Genomic DNA, 14,651 nt, shown 5'->3' on the forward strand with positions numbered 1-14,651 from the left:
TCGAGCGCGCTCGAAGTCAACGGGAACCGCGGACGCGCTGGTCGCCGCGGCGATCAGCGCTTGCGCGAGAACGCCTCCAGGCGCTCCTCAGGGCTGAGCGCCGTCATCCTTTCCAGCCAGTCGGCCGAGAAGAAATCCGCCGTGTCGGCGGCTGACACGGGGACCACGGCATGCGTGATGGTGTCGTCGTAGACGTGCACGAGCTGGAACGACTGCCCGGCATCCATGCCGTTGACCTCGGCCGCGGGGCGCTGCAGGTTCATCGTGTAGCAGGTGGCGGATGCCACGCTCACCGGCACCCCCGCGAACGTGCCCGACGTCGAGTAGTGCAGGTGCCCCGCGAGGATCGCACGGACGTCGCTGCCCGCGATGGCATCGGCGAGCTCTGCCTGATGGCGGAGCTCGAGGATGTCGAAGAACGGGATATGGCTCGGCAGCGGCGGGTGGTGGAGGGCGAGGATCGTGCCGAGCGGGGCAGGATCGGCGAGGATGCCGCGCAGCCACGCGAGCTGGTCGTCGCCCAGATCGCCGTGGTGCCAGCCCGGCACGGTCGAATCCAGCACGACGAGGCGGAGCCCACCCAGGTCGTGCACGGCCGTGACGGGCTCCTGCGTGGGGGCGGCGTCGAAGAGGCCCTCCCGCAGCGCCGGCCGCTCGTCGTGGTTGCCCGCGACCCACACGATCGGCGCGCCCAGTCGCGCCACGAACGGCTCGACCGCCGCGCGCAGCGCCGCATACGCCTCGGGCTCGCCGAGGTCGGTGAGGTCGCCCGTGAAGACGATCGCATCGGGACGCACGCCCGTGCGCTCGACCGCGGCGAGCGTCGCCGCGAGGTTCGCCGCCGTGTCGTAGCGACCGCCGAGGGGCCGGTTCCCGGCGAGCAGGTGCGTGTCGCTCACGTGCACGATCGTGCGCGCGGCGGGCGGATGCTGACCGAACGAGACCTGGGACATGCGTTCAGCCTAGGCGGGGGCTCGGACGCCCGTGCACACGGCCGATCAGCGCGCGACGATGAGGTACAGCCCGCCCAGCACGGCGAGCGCGCACAGCGCGAACGACCCGTACGCGCCGACCAGCGCGAGCTGCTTCTGGCCGTCGGTGAGTGGACTCTTCTTCGCGGCCTTCGCCGCCGCCTTCGCCGCCCGACGCGCCTCCTTCTCGGAGATGACCGTGATCGCGTCGGTGAACTCGGCCGGCGCGACGACGGGAGCGCGACCGGCGCGGACGAGCAGCCGCAGCCCGATCGCGTAGAACCCCACGACGAGCACGGCACCGATCAGCGCCGCCGCGAACACCTCCACGAAGGCGAGCCAGTCGATCTCGATGCTCATCGCTTCGGCCCCCTCGTCTCACCGGGCTCTGCGCCGGGTTTCCCGGCGGTGTCGGCTTTCGCCTTCGCCTTCGCCTCGGCATCCGACTTCGCGCGCGCCTCGGCCTTCGCCTTGGCATCCGCTTTCGCCGCCTTCTTGCGCTCCGCCTTCTCGCGCGCCTGCGCCTCGGCCTTGAGTCGCGCCTCCTCGCGCAGGATCGCCCGCTGACGGCGGGTCGGCGGCGCCTTGCGGGGCACCTTGACGGCAAGCCCCGAATCGGCGACCTCGCTCATCGCGTTGGAGGAGTCGACGGTGTCGCGCCGCGATCGCAGGAAGAGCCCCACGATGATCGCGATCGCGAGGATCGCATCGACGAGGATGCCCCAGTTGCCGAACCAGACGACCAGGAGCGCCGCGAACGCGCCGACCGCGGCGGATGCCGGCAGCGTCAGCACCCACCCGATCGCGATGCGCCCGACGGTGCCCCAGCGCACCTTCGAGCCGCGACGACCGAGTCCCGAGCCGATGACCGACCCCGACGCGACCTGCGTCGTGGACAGCGCGAATCCGAGGGCGCTCGAGGCGAGGATGGTCGCCGCCGTCGACGTCTCGGCGGAGAATCCCTGCGCGGGTTTGACGTCGGTCAGGCCCTTGCCGAGGGTGCGGATGATGCGCCACCCGCCCATGTAGGTGCCGAGGGCGATCGCGAGCGCGCACGCGATGATGACCCACAGGTGCGGATCGGCCTGATCGGCGTTCTGCCAGCCGACCATGATGAGCGCGAGCGTGATGACGCCCATCGTCTTCTGCGCGTCGTTCGTGCCGTGCGCGAGCGCGACGAGCGACGACGTGAAGATCTGTCCCCAACGGAACCCGTCGCGTCCGTCGGGCTTGTTGTCGTAGCGGCGCGTGATCGCGTACGCGAGCCGCGTCACGAGGAAGGCGATGACGCCCGCCGTGAACGGGGCGATGAGCGCGGGCAGCACGACTTTGCTCAAGACCATGCCGAAGTCGATCGCCTGCGTGCTGGCTCCGACGAGCGTCGCGCCGATGAGGCCGCCGAAGAGGGCGTGCGAGGAGCTCGAGGGCAATCCCAGCAGCCACGTGAGCATGTTCCAGGTGATGGCGCCGATGAGTCCTGCGAAGATGATCGGCAGGAACGCGAGCGGTGAGATCTGATCCTCACGGATGATGCCGTGCGAGATCGTCTTCGAGACCTCCGTCGACAGGAACGCGCCGACGAGGTTCAGACTCGCAGCCAGGAGGACCGCGACCTTGGGCTTGAGCGCACCGGTCGCGATGGGCGTCGCCATCGCGTTGGCCGTGTCATGGAAGCCATTGGTGAAGTCGAAGAACAGCGCGAGCGCGATCACGAGGACGACGATGAGGGCAGCGGTTTCCACAGTTCGCTTTCGTCGGGTCGGAGTGGGAAGGTGCCGAGGCGATCGGCGGTGCGAACGAAAAGTTCACCGTGGGTTCATCGTCCGGCAACCGGACCAGACAAATCCTCGCACATCACACACGGATCGCCGTACCTCGGAACCCGTGCGAAAGGACTGCACGGCGCGCGCTCGACTACCGTGGAACGGTGACCACCGCGCGCACTCCCGGCCCCGAGGCCGTCGCCCGTCCCCTCACCCGCTCGCACCACGGCGACGACGTCGTCGACGTGTACGAATGGCTGCGCGCGAAAGAGGATCCCGAGGTGATCGCGCATCTCGAGGCGGAGAACGCGTACACCGACGAGCGCACGGCGCACCTCGCGCCGCTCCGGCAGCGGATCTTCGAGGAGATCAAGGGACGCACGCTCGAGACGGACCTGTCGGTGCCGACCCGTCAGGGCGCGTGGTGGTATTACGGCCGGACGGTCGAGGGCAAGCAGTACGGCATCCACTGCCGTGCCCCGCTCGCCTCCCCCGACGATTGGACGCCGCCGACCCTCACTCCGGGCGTCGACGTGCCCGGCGAGGTCGTCCTGCTCGACGGGAACATCGAGGCCGACGGCCACGAGTTCTTCTCGCTCGGCAGCTTCGACGTCTCCACCGACGGGGCGCGACTGCTCTACGGCATCGACAACGAGGGCGACGAGCGCTACACCCTGCGCATCCGCGACCTTCGTACGGGCGACGACCTCGCCGACGTGATCCCCGACACGTCCGCCGGCGCCTGCTTCTCGCCCGACGGGCGCTTCGTCGTGTACACGACGGTGGACGACGCGTGGCGGCCCGACACCGTCTGGCTGCACGAGGTCGGAACGGATGCCGCGGGCGACGCGCAGCTCTTCCACGAACCCGATGACCGCTATTGGGTCGGCGCCGGTTTCACCCGCAGCGAGCGGTACCTCGTCATCGAGGTCGGCTCGTCGATCACGAGCGAGGAGTTCCTCGTCCCGGCATCCGACCTGCGCGCCGAGCCCCGGTCGATCTGGCCCCGCCGGGAGGGGGTCGAGTACTCGGCGACGCACGCGATCGTCGACGGTGAGGACGTGCTGTACGTGCTGCACAACGACGGCGCGCTGGATTTCGAGCTCGTCCGTGTCGCGGCATCCGACCCGACCGGACCGCGCGAGGTGATCCTCCCGCACGTGCCCGGACGGCGCCTCCTGGACGTCTCGGCGTTCCGTGACTGGGCGGTCGTGTCGTACCGGCGGAGCGGCCTCGCACGGATGGGGATCCTCTCGTACGCCACCGGCGATGTCCGAGAGCTCTCGTTCGACGAGGAGCTCTACGCCGCCGGCGCGGGCGGGAACCCGGAATGGGCGCCGCCTGTCATCCGCCTCGGGTACGGGTCGTTCGTGACGCCCGGGACGGTCTACGACTACGTCGTCGAGTCGGGCGAGTTCCTGCTGCGCAAGCGCCAGAGTGTGCTCGGCGACTACTCCCCCGACGCCTACGGACAGCGCCGCGACTGGGCGACGGCCGACGACGGCACGCGCGTGCCGGTGTCGCTCGTGTGGAAGCGGTCGTTCGGCGATCCCGGCGAAGGCGCGGCGCGGTCCGTCCACCTCTACGGGTACGGGTCGTACGAGCACTCGATCGAGCCCGGCTTCTCGGTCGCGCGACTGTCCCTCCTCGATCGCGGGGTCGTCTTCGCGATCGCGCACGTACGCGGCGGCGGCGAGATGGGGCGGCAGTGGTACGAAGACGGCAAGCTCTCGCGCAAGCGCAACACGTTCACGGACTTCGTCGCGGTCGCACGGCACCTCGTGGATGCCGGGGTCACCTCACCCGCACTGCTGGTCGCCGAGGGCGGCTCTGCGGGCGGACTCCTGATGGGCGCGGTCGCCAATCTCGCTCCGGAGCTGTTCGCCGGCATCCTCGCCGACGTGCCGTTCGTGGATGCCCTGACGACGATCCTCGACCCGTCGCTGCCGCTCACCGTGATCGAGTGGGACGAGTGGGGCGACCCGCTGCACGACGCCTCGGTGTACGAGTACATGAAGTCGTACACGCCGTACGAGAACGTGCGCGAGGGCGTCACGTACCCGCGGATCCTCGCGGTGACCTCGCTCAACGACACCCGCGTGTACTACGTCGAGCCGGCCAAGTGGGTCGCGCGCCTGCGCGCCGTCGGGGCGGACGCGCTGCTGAAGTGCGAGATGGTCGCGGGCCACGGCGGAGTGTCGGGGCGATACAACGCGTGGCACCAGCGGGCGTTCGAGATCGCCTGGCTGCTGGACGTTCTCGGCCTCGCCGAGGCGTAGCCCGCGCGCCGGCGCCGGCCCGCGCGGGTTGCCCCCTGCGGGCGCGGTTGTCCCACTTGGGGCGAGGGTTGTCCCACTTCGGGCGGACCGTGTCCCACTTGCGGTCGGTTTGAGGCGCTGGAAACAGCCATTTGTGGGACACGATCGTGATCGGCGGCGCAAGGGGCCGGCCACGCCGCGCACGCAGAACGATCGGCGGAGGGTCAGCGACCGGGCGTCCATCCGGCGCGCACCAGCGCATCGCGGACGATGCCGACGGCGGCACGGCCGTCGCCGTCGAGGTGGTGCGCCAGGATGCGCTCGTGCGCCCATCCCGCGCGGCGTATCGCCGCCCAGCGATCGGCGTCTCGAGCGAACTGCGCGGCGTCTTCCGCATGGACGCGGCCGTCGTACTCCGCCGCGACCCGGTAGCGGGGGAACGCGAGATCGAGTTCGGCGACGAAAGTGCCCCGACCGTCGAACACGTTCCACGCGACCTCCGGCTCGGGGAGTCCGGCATCCATCAGCAGCAGTCGCAGCCGCGTCTCCCGCGCGGAGCGTACCCCGGTCCGGACATCGTGGAGGGCGCGCGTGAGGATGCCGCGGCGGACATCGCCCATGCGGGTGATCTCATCGCGCAGGTCCACCGCCGACGCCAGCGGCTCGGACCCCGAGACGAGGAAGTCGGCGGCAGCGACGATGTCGCGAGGCGACCAGAGTCCGCCCACCTGACGCCACGCGCGCACGGGGGCCTCCACGGGCAGCCCGTCCAGGAGCGTCCACGCCGGCTCGCGCAGCTGCAGACGGTGTCCGATCACGCCCCGTGTCCTGGGCTCGCGCGCGGGTCGATACGCCGACACGTGGATCGCCGGCCGGTACGGCCATTCGGGCATCCACACGCCATGCACTGCGAGCGCCGTCTCGTGGCTGAAGAACTGGCCCGGGCGGAGCCGCGGCAGGAGCGCGTGGCACGAGGCTCGGAGGGAGTTCGTCTCGACCGTTCCCCGGACCCGCACACCGTGGAACGGACGCGAGAGGGAGGCTCCTCGCAGGCGGCCGCGCGGCACCCCGGCATCCCGCGCCTGAGCAACGGTGAACGCATTCGGCAGGAGGATCGCGGGGTCTCGTGGCTGGGACATCCCGCCATCATGCGATGTTCGGTAAGCCCGCCCGGCGCGATCGCCCGCTTCTGTGGAGAACTGCCGTCAATGGATGCCTGGGGAGAAGTCGTTCGCCCCTCCCGAACCCATGTCCCACATGTGGCTGAATGTCGCGGCGCGAAACAGCCACAAGTGGGACACGCCTCACCACAAGTGGGACACGCCCCGCCCCAAGTGGGACGACCCCCGCAGGGAAGCGCCCGGTCAGCCTCAGCCGAAGAGGGCGGCGGCCTCTTCGTAGCGGTAGATCGGCACCGTGTTGAGCTCGCCCAACGCCTCCTCGAACGGCACGCGCACGATGTCGGTGCCCTTCATCGAGACCATCTGGCCCCAGGCCTCTTCCGCGACGGCGTCGGCGGCGTGCAGGCCCAGGCGCGTCGCCAGGACGCGGTCGAAAGCCGACGGCGACCCGCCGCGCTGGATGTGGCCGAGCACCGTCGCACGCGTCTCGATGCCCGTGATCCGCTCGATCTCGGGCGCGAGCACCTCGCTGATGCCGCCGAGGCGCGGGCGGTTGAACGCGTCGAGCCCCTTGTCGCTGTAGGCCTCGTCCATGCCGGTGAGGGTGAAGCCCTCAGAGACCACGACGAGGGGCGCGCGGCCGCGGTCGTGCGCCTTCTGCACCTGCGCCGTGATCTCATCGATCGACATCGGCACCTCGGGGATGCAGATGACGTGGGCGCCGGAGGCGATGCCCGAGTGCAGCGCGATCCACCCGACGTGGCGGCCCATGACCTCAGCGACCATGCAGCGCTGGTGGGAGTCGCCGGTCGTGCGCAGGCGGTCCATGGCATCCGTCGCGATGTTCACGGCGGTGTCGAACCCGAACGAGTAGTCGGTTGCGCGCAGGTCGTTGTCGATCGTCTTCGGCACGCCCATGACGTTGATGCCGTCGTTGTACAGGCGGTTCGCCGCGGCGAGCGTGCCCTCGCCGCCGATCGCGATGATGCCGTCGATCCGGTGGCCGTAGAGCGTCGCCTTGATGTTGTCGGCACCACCGCGGGGGCCCTCGTAGGGGTTCGTGCGCGAGGTGCCGAGGATCGTGCCGCCGACCTTCGACAGGCCCTTCACCTCGTGCCGGGTGAGGGGGAAGAAGTCGCCGTCGACGACGCCGCGCCACCCGTCGCGGATGCCGACGAACTCGATGTTGTAGCTCGTGGTGCCTTTGAGGACAACGGCGCGGATGACCGCGTTCAGTCCGGGGCAGTCGCCGCCTGAGGTGAGGATGCCGATCTTCATGTGGGGATCCTTAAGTTCGGGGAGGTGTGACGGCGTCGCTGCCACGAACGACACTATCGCCGGATGCCGGGGCCTGCCACCGACGCCGCCGTCGATAACCGCGGAGATGATGGAGGGATGCCGGAGGGGGCCGCTGATGATCGGTGCACCCCTCCGGCAGAGCGATCAGGCGGCGCCGAGCGCCTGACGCAGCAGGTGCATGAGCGCCGACTGCTGCACCGACTCGGTCGAGGTCGCGTCGAGCTGCGCGCCGTCGAGGGCGCGCGCCGCGAGCGACTGCTTGGAGTCGATGAGCTCGGCGATCTTGGTGTCGATCGTGTGCGCCGCGATGATCCGCCACGCGGTGACGGGCTCGTCCTGGCCGATGCGGTGCACGCGGTCGATCGCCTGTGTCTGCTCGGCGGCCGTCCAGCTGAGCTCGGCGAGGACGACGTTGGATGCCGCCTGCATGTTCAGCCCCACGCCGGCGGCGGTCAGCGAACACACCGCGATCGCGACGTCCGGGTCCTCGTTGAACGCGTCGATCGCCTGCTGGCGTGCGGGCGTCGTCTGGTCTCCTCGGATCGAGACGGTGCGCAGCCCCGCCTGCGCGAAGTGCGCCTCCGCGGCATCCATGACGTCGATGTGCTTCGCGAAGAACACGACCTTGCCGACCGAGCGCTGCAGCTGCACGGCGTAGTCCGCGGCGAGGTGCGCCTTGGCCTGGCCGATCTTGCGGACCATCGTGAAGACGTTGTCGGCTCCCGCGCCCTGAGCTTTCGACTCCTCGAGCTCGCCGTGCGCGACGAGGCGGACGATGTCCTCGTCGACCTCGCCGTAGAGCACCTTGTCGCCGCGCGCCTCGATGATCCGGCGGTACTTCGCGGCGAGTCGCTCGCCCAGCTCGCGCTCGGCGGCGCGGATGGAGCGCCCGTACTCGTCGTCGAGCTCGACCGGAAGGTCGGCGATGAGCTTGTCGGGAAGGTCCGCCGCGACGTCCTTCTTCTTGCGGCGGACGATCCCCATCGAGATGACGGCGTCCCGCGCCTCGGGGTAGAACGCCTTGTCGGCGGGCGTGAAGCCCGTGGCATCCAGCTTCTCCATGAGCTCGGGTCCCGGCTTCTCGCCGTTCGTCCATCCGAGGAACCGCCAGATCGCGTCGAAGTCCTCGACGTCGTTGATGAGCGGCGTGCCGGTCAGAGCCAGCATGAGGGGGTTCCGCACCTGCTCGCGGATGCGGGCGCCGAGGGCGAGCACGTTCTGGGAGCGCTGCGAGGTGAGGTTCTTGATGAAGTGCGCCTCATCGACGACCATGCCCCGCAGGCCCAGCGAGCCGAGCCAGGAGAGATGTCGGTCGAGCACTTCGTAGTTGACGATGAAGATGTCGGCGAAGGCATCCACCTGATCGCCGTCGCCGTGGATGACGGTCGCACGGCGCTGCGGCGTCCACCGCGCGGCCTCGCGTGCCCAGTTCATCTTGACGACGTTCGGGACGACGGCCAGGAGCGGGTAGGCGTTCGCGACGGATGCCGCGAGCACCGACTGCGCCGTCTTGCCGAGGCCCGGCTCGTCGGCGAGGAGGAACGCGCGGTGGCCCTCGCGCACCGACTCGAGGAACCGGGACTGGTGCGGCATGACCTCGAGCCCCTTGGGCGAGAGGCGGTCGAACTCGGGCACGGGCGGCAGCTCCATCGAGGCCGCCGCTCCCCCGGCGCCCGTCTCGAACGCCTTGTACAGCGGGCCCATGAGCTCCCACCCATCCAGGCGCCGGCGGACGCTGGATGCCGGGGCGCGCAGCGCCACGTCGGGGGCGAGGAACGGGTTCGCCTCGCGACGCGCCTCGATCTGCGGCGGTGTGACCTGACGCTCGGCGAGCGCGGCGGGCACGACGGACGCCTGCACGGGAGCGGCATCGGTGATGATGAGCTCGTCCTCGGCGAGCTCCGCGCCCGACTCGAGCAGCCAGTCACGGCGCATGCGCTTGGCGACCGGCGACGTCGCCTGGTCGACCTCGAGCAGCTGGATGAGCGACGTGTCGCGCGCCGCGGTCTTCGCGAGGATGGTCGCGACGCCGTCGAGACGCTTGAGCAGTTCGGCGCGCGCGGCGGTGGGCACCGCCTCGTCGGCCTTGACGCGGGCGCGCTCCTCGCGCACGAGGAAGGCGATCACCTGGAACTTGACGCGATTCGTCGGTCCGAGCTTGCCGCGCTGCGACTTGGCTTCGACCTCGCGCACCTTGCGGGCGAGGATCGGGATGAGGGGGGCGTCGTCATCGCGACGCGCGGACGATCCGCGGGACTGTCCGCGGCGGCGGGCAGTGGCGGTGGATGCCGTGGGCGGCATGCTCCTCCTGAGCGTGAGAGCCGGATGTGTCACCGGCGTGACGCCGACCTGAATGCACCTACGCGAGGTATTCGGGCCGACCGGTCGGTTCCGCGGCGGGTGCCGCGGGGGAATGCGCGATCCGTGCTCCTGGGGCTGCGGGTACTCGCTTCTGCGAGCTGCGGCGACGCGGGGGCGCGGTCTTCGGCATCCAGTCTAGCGCGGTCAGCGTGCCGACCGCAGACGCAGGCTGTTCAGTACGACGAACACACTCGAGAACGCCATCGCGGCACCGGCGAGCATGGGGTTGAGAAGGCCCAGCGCGGCCGCCGGCAGCGCCGCGACGTTGTACGCGAAGGCCCAGAACAGGTTGCCGCGGATCGTGCGCATCGTGCGGCGGCTGAGGGAGAGCGCGGTCACGACCGGCGTCAGGCCCGAGCCGGCGAGCGCGATGTCGCTCGCGTGCGTCGCGGCGTCCGTGCCGCCGCCCATCGCGATGCCGAGGTCGGCCACGGCCAGGGCCGCGGCGTCGTTGACCCCGTCGCCGACCATCGCGACGCGGTGTCCCTCGGCCTGGAGGCGCGCGATCTCGGCGACCTTCCCCTCCGGCAGCACCCCGGCGATCACCCGGTCGATTCCGGCGGCGGATGCCGCGGAGCGCGCCGCCCCCGGGTTGTCACCCGTGAGCAGGATGACGCTCTGACCGAGCTCCCGCAGCCGCGCGACTGTCGCCGCACTGTCGGGGCGCACGAGGTCGGACACCGCGATCACTGCGCGGACGGCACCGTCCCAGCCGGCGACGATCGCCGTCGCCCCGGCATCCTCCGCATCGCGGACCGCGGATGCCGCGACCGCCGGCAGCGCGCCGGCGACCTCCACCGCGAAGTCGGGTCGACCGGCGAAGACCGCGCGGCCATCGACGGTGCCGGTGACACCGCGCCCCGCGAGTCCGGCGAACTCCGAAGTCTCGGGGAGTGCCGTCCCGTCGGCCGCCCCGTGCGCGGCGATCGCGCGGGCGATCGGGTGCTCGGAGGCGTGTTCGAGCGCGCCGACGAGCCGGGCGATCTCCGCGGCATCCGTCCCGTCGACGGGTGTGATGCCGGCGACCGACATCTCGCCGGTCGTCAGGGTGCCGGTCTTGTCGAGCACGACGGTGTCGATGCGCTCCGCCGCCTCGAGCGCCTCAGGGCCGGTGATGAGCACGCCCAACTGCGCGCCTCGCCCCGTGCCGACGAGGATCGCGATCGGTGTCGCGAGGCCGAGCGCGCACGGGCAGGCGATGATGAGGACGGCGACGGCCGAGGTGAATCCCGCGGCGATCGACGCGCCGCCGAAGCCGCCGACGACCATCCACGCAAGGAGTGTGAGAGCCGCGAGCGCGACGACGACCGGCACGAAGACGGCCGAGATGCGGTCGGCGAGCTGCTGGGCACGGCTCTTGCCCGCCTGCGCGTTCTCGACGAGACGAGCGAGGTGAGCGAGGCGCGTGTCGTCGCCGACCGAGGTCGCCCGGACGACGAGCCGGCCGTCCGCGGCGAGCGTGCCGCCGGTGACGGCATCCCCCGGGGATGCCTCGACAGGTGCCGCCTCGCCCGTGATCATGCTCTGATCGAGCGACGCGTACCCCGAGACCACGACGCCGTCCGTCGCGACCTTCTCGCCGGGCCGCACGAGGAAGCGGTCGCCCACGCGCAGGAGGTCGGCACTCATGCGCGTGCCGTCCTCGAGCTCGACGTCGCGGGCGGCGAGGTCCAGCAGGGCGCGCACGGCCGCGCCCGCGCGACGCTTGGAGCGCTGCTCGATCACGCGGCCGAGGAGGAGGAAGACCGTGACCGCCGCCGCGACCTCGAAGTAGACGAGCGCCGACGGGTCGTGAACGGGATCGAACGGACCGCCGGAGTGCGTCATTCCGATGCGGCCGGCGTTCCCGAAGACGAGCGCCCACACACTCCACAGGAAGGCCGCGCCCGTGCCGAGGGTGATCAGCGTGTCCATCGTCATCGCGCCGCGCCGGGCGTTCGCGAACGTCGCACGGTGGAACGGCCACCCGCCCCACAGGACCACGGGCGTCGTCAGCACGAGCGAGACCCACTGCCACCCGGGGAACTGCCATGCGGGCACCATGCCCAGGGCCACGACGGGCGCGGCGAGCACGGCGCTCGCCGCGAGGCGGGTCACGAGCGGGACGCCGCCGTCGGCCGAGGCGCCGTGGGCGTGCATGTCATGCGACGGCGATGCCGCGGCCTGCGGCGTGCGGCGGACCGTCGCGTCGTAGCCGGCCTCGCGGACGGCGGCCACGAGGCGACTCGGATCGAGCTCTGCCGGGTAGTCCACGCGCGCCGATTCCGTCGCGAGGTTGACCGTCGCGCTCACGCCGTCGAGCTTCTGCAGGCGCTTCTCGACCCGCGCGACGCAGCTCGCGCAGGTCATCCCCGCGATGTCCAGGACCGCATCGGCCCGCGCCGCGGCGCCCGAGCGGGGCGAATCGGCGGTCATCGGCCGGCGACGAGCGTGTAGCCGGCTTCGTCGACGGCGGCCGCGACCGCGGCATCCGGAAGCTCCGTCGCGGAGGTGATCGTCACGTGTCCGCCCTCGACGTCGACAGCGACCGCCTCGACACCGTCGATGCGCCGTACCTCACGGCTCACGGCACCGGCGCAGTGCGCGCACGTCATCCCCTGGACGGTGTAGGTCTGCTCGATCATGTCGTCTCCTCGTTCGCGGCGACCGCTCTCCGCGGCCTTCACTCACGAGAACATAATACCCCCCTAGGGTATTCCCCCGCTAGTCTGATGACATGGCCACGATCACTGAACGCGCCCTCGCGGCGACCCTCGACCACGCGATCCTCAAGCCCGAGCTCACTCGCGCCGACGTCGACGCCGAGCTCGACATCGCCGCCGAGTGGAAGGTGTTCAGCGTGTGCGTGCGCCCGAGCGACATCCCGCACGCCGTCGAACGCCTTGCCGGCACCGGCGTCGCGGTCGGCACCGTGATCGGCTTTCCGCACGGCACGACGTCGACGGCGGCGAAGGTCGCCGAGGTCCGTCAGGCGCTCGCCGACGGCGCGACGGAGTTCGACATGGTCATCAACATCGGCGCCCTGCGCTCCGGGTTCGACGACGCCGTCGCGGCCGACATCGCCGCCGTCGTGGAGGCGGCATCCGGCCACGTCACGAAGGTGATCCTCGAGACGGCGCTCCTCGACGACGAGCAGATCGCACGCGGCAGCCGGCTCACCGAACGCGGCGGTGCCGACTTCGTCAAGACCTCGACGGGCTTCGCCGGCGGCGGCGCGACCGCGGCGCACGTCCGTCTCATGCGCGAGAACGTCGGCGAGGGCGTGCAGGTCAAGGCCTCGGGCGGCGTGCGCAGCTACGCCGATGCGCTCGCGATGCTGGATGCCGGCGCGACGCGCCTCGGCACGAGCGGCAGCGCCGTGATCCTCGGCGAGGCACGGCGCGTGGATGCCGGGGAGGAATCCACCGGCGCCGTCGACGCCTCCTCGTACTGAGCGCCGCGCGCGCCCGGCGGCCGTCAGGCGCGCAGCGCCGTGCGCACGCGCGCGACGTCGTCGGTCATCTGCGCGATCAGCTTCTCGATGCCTTCGAACGCGACCATCCCGCGGATGCGGTCGGTGAACTGGATCTGCACGCGGTGCCCGTAGAGATCGAGCCCCGTCTCATCGAGCACGTACGCTTCGACCTGACGGCGCTCCACGTCGTCGAAGGTCGGGTTGGTGCCGACCGAGATGGCGGCGGGGTACCGCGTGACGGGCGCCGCGGCATCCACCTCGCCGCCCGACGGACCGATGTCGATCAGCCAGCCGCCGTACACGCCGTCGGCGGGGATGAAGCCCTCGGCATCCGGTTCCAGATTCGCCGTGGGGAAGCCGAGTTCGCGCCCGCGCTTGAGACCGTGGACGACCTCGCCCTGCACGGCGTGCGGCCGACCGAGGAGGCGCGCCGCGCCCTCGACGTCGCCCGCCGACAGGAGGTCGCGCACCCAGGACGACGAGACGCGGCGACCGCCGCCCTGGACGTCGCCCACGACGTCGACCGCGAATCCGTACTCCGCGCCGAGCTCCTCGAGGAGCGCGGGGGTGCCCGCTCCCCCGCGGCCGAAACGGAAGTCGTCGCCGACCATGACGGTCACGACGCCCAGCGCGTCGACGAGAAGGTGCTCCACGAACGCACGCGGCTCGAGGCTCGCGAGGCTCTCGTCGAACCGCAGCACGAGGGTCGCGTCGACGCCCGCGTCGGCGAGCTGGGTGAGCTTCTGATCGACGCTCGAGAGCGGATCGGGGCAGAGCTCGGGCCGCAGCAGGCTCAGCGGGTTGCGGTCGAAGGTCACGGCGACCACGCGCGCACCGGCCTCGGCCGCCGTCACGCGGGCGCGGTCGATGACGGCGCGATGCCCGGAGTGCACGCCGTCGAACTTGCCGATCACGACGACGCTCGGGCCGAACTGCGCGGGGACCTCACCCGGCGCGCGGAAGACGATCACCAGTGGGACCCTTCGATGACGACCTGAACGGCCTCGGGCTCGGGGATGCCGTGCCGATGACGCACGAGCCACCACAGACCGACGAACGGCAGCACGAGCGGCACCCAGAAGTAGCCGTAGCCGAAGCCCGACCACACGGTCGCATCGTGCGCGAACAGCTCGGGATGCGTGAGGCTCAGCGTTCCCACGACGAGCACGCCGACGAGCTCGAACGAGATCGCGATCCACGCGACGACGTACCACCCCGCACGGCCGGAGAGGACGAGAGCGACGGTCGCGAGGACGTAGACGAGCGCGGATGCCGCGGAGAGCGCGTAGGCCAGCGGGGCGTTCGCATAGTCCTCGACGATCTGCACGAGGGAGCGGCCCGTCGCGGCGAGCGCCATGATCGCGTAGACGACCACGAGGACCCGGCCGATGCCGGTCATGCGGGTGCGGGACGTGGACGACATG

At 71.0% G+C, this 14,651-nt stretch carries 12 protein-coding genes; 2 read left to right on the forward strand and 10 right to left on the reverse strand.

Going from position 1 to position 14,651, the window contains the following annotated elements; translation table 11 throughout:
- Window positions 1-53 precede the first annotated feature (53 nt).
- Genes J0I43_RS13405 through J0I43_RS13415 form a run of 3 tightly spaced genes read right to left on the reverse strand, consistent with a single transcriptional unit; the run spans window position 54 to window position 2,713 of the window.
- A complete protein-coding gene (locus J0I43_RS13405; protein WP_292864768.1) occupies window positions 54-953 on the reverse strand; it encodes a phosphodiesterase in 900 nt (299 codons plus the stop codon).
- A 45-nt stretch (window positions 954-998) separates the two neighbouring features.
- Window positions 999-1,331, reverse strand: coding sequence for a peptidase (locus J0I43_RS13410; RefSeq protein WP_292864771.1), 333 nt, complete (start codon window positions 1,329-1,331; stop codon window positions 999-1,001).
- A complete protein-coding gene (locus J0I43_RS13415; protein WP_292864774.1) occupies window positions 1,328-2,713 on the reverse strand; it encodes an inorganic phosphate transporter in 1,386 nt (461 codons plus the stop codon). Before J0I43_RS13415 ends, J0I43_RS13410 begins: the two co-directional genes overlap by 4 nt.
- Before the next feature lie 185 nt (window positions 2,714-2,898).
- Between J0I43_RS13415 and J0I43_RS13420 the strand changes: the two genes are divergently transcribed.
- The gene (locus tag J0I43_RS13420; protein WP_292864777.1) at window positions 2,899-5,013 is read left to right on the forward strand and encodes a S9 family peptidase; all 2,115 of its coding nucleotides are present in this window, start codon (window positions 2,899-2,901) and stop codon (window positions 5,011-5,013) included.
- A 203-nt stretch (window positions 5,014-5,216) separates the two neighbouring features.
- Here J0I43_RS13420 and J0I43_RS13425 read toward each other — a convergent pair whose 3' ends face one another.
- The 5 genes from J0I43_RS13425 to J0I43_RS13445 all read right to left on the reverse strand — a co-directional run bounded on the left by J0I43_RS13425 (window position 5,217) and on the right by J0I43_RS13445 (window position 12,397).
- Window positions 5,217-6,131 (reverse strand): hypothetical protein, encoded by a 915-nt coding sequence (locus J0I43_RS13425; RefSeq protein WP_292864780.1) that lies wholly within the window; start codon window positions 6,129-6,131, stop codon window positions 5,217-5,219.
- A gap of 231 nt (window positions 6,132-6,362) precedes the next feature.
- The gene (locus J0I43_RS13430) at window positions 6,363-7,391 is read right to left on the reverse strand and encodes a 6-phosphofructokinase (RefSeq protein WP_292864783.1); all 1,029 of its coding nucleotides are present in this window, start codon (window positions 7,389-7,391) and stop codon (window positions 6,363-6,365) included.
- 165 nt (window positions 7,392-7,556) lie between these two features.
- Window positions 7,557-9,713, reverse strand: a complete 2,157-nt coding sequence (locus J0I43_RS13435) for a DEAD/DEAH box helicase (protein WP_292864786.1) — start codon at window positions 9,711-9,713, stop codon at window positions 7,557-7,559.
- Window positions 9,714-9,917: 204 nt separating this feature from the next.
- Window positions 9,918-12,188, reverse strand: coding sequence for a cation-translocating P-type ATPase (locus tag J0I43_RS13440; RefSeq protein ID WP_292864789.1), 2,271 nt, complete (start codon window positions 12,186-12,188; stop codon window positions 9,918-9,920).
- Entirely contained in the window at window positions 12,185-12,397 is a 213-nt protein-coding gene (locus J0I43_RS13445; RefSeq protein WP_292864792.1) for a heavy-metal-associated domain-containing protein, read from the reverse strand. The genes J0I43_RS13440 and J0I43_RS13445 overlap by 4 nt, the downstream gene beginning before the upstream one ends.
- Before the next feature lie 92 nt (window positions 12,398-12,489).
- On the opposite strand from J0I43_RS13445, the gene deoC reads away from it, so the two are divergent.
- Window positions 12,490-13,206: a deoxyribose-phosphate aldolase gene (gene deoC / locus J0I43_RS13450; RefSeq protein ID WP_292864795.1), complete on the forward strand. Its 717-nt coding sequence runs from the start codon at window positions 12,490-12,492 to the stop codon at window positions 13,204-13,206.
- Window positions 13,207-13,229: 23 nt separating this feature from the next.
- On the opposite strand, the gene J0I43_RS13455 is transcribed toward deoC, so the two are convergent.
- The gene (locus J0I43_RS13455) at window positions 13,230-14,198 is read right to left on the reverse strand and encodes a bifunctional riboflavin kinase/FAD synthetase (RefSeq protein WP_292864798.1); all 969 of its coding nucleotides are present in this window, start codon (window positions 14,196-14,198) and stop codon (window positions 13,230-13,232) included.
- The gene (locus J0I43_RS13460; protein WP_292864801.1) at window positions 14,195-14,650 is read right to left on the reverse strand and encodes a hypothetical protein; all 456 of its coding nucleotides are present in this window, start codon (window positions 14,648-14,650) and stop codon (window positions 14,195-14,197) included. The genes J0I43_RS13455 and J0I43_RS13460 overlap by 4 nt, the downstream gene beginning before the upstream one ends.
- Window position 14,651 lies beyond the last annotated feature (1 nt).

The sequence above is a fragment of the Microbacterium sp. genome (assembly GCF_017305435.1).
GTDB lineage: Bacteria > Actinomycetota > Actinomycetes > Actinomycetales > Microbacteriaceae > Microbacterium.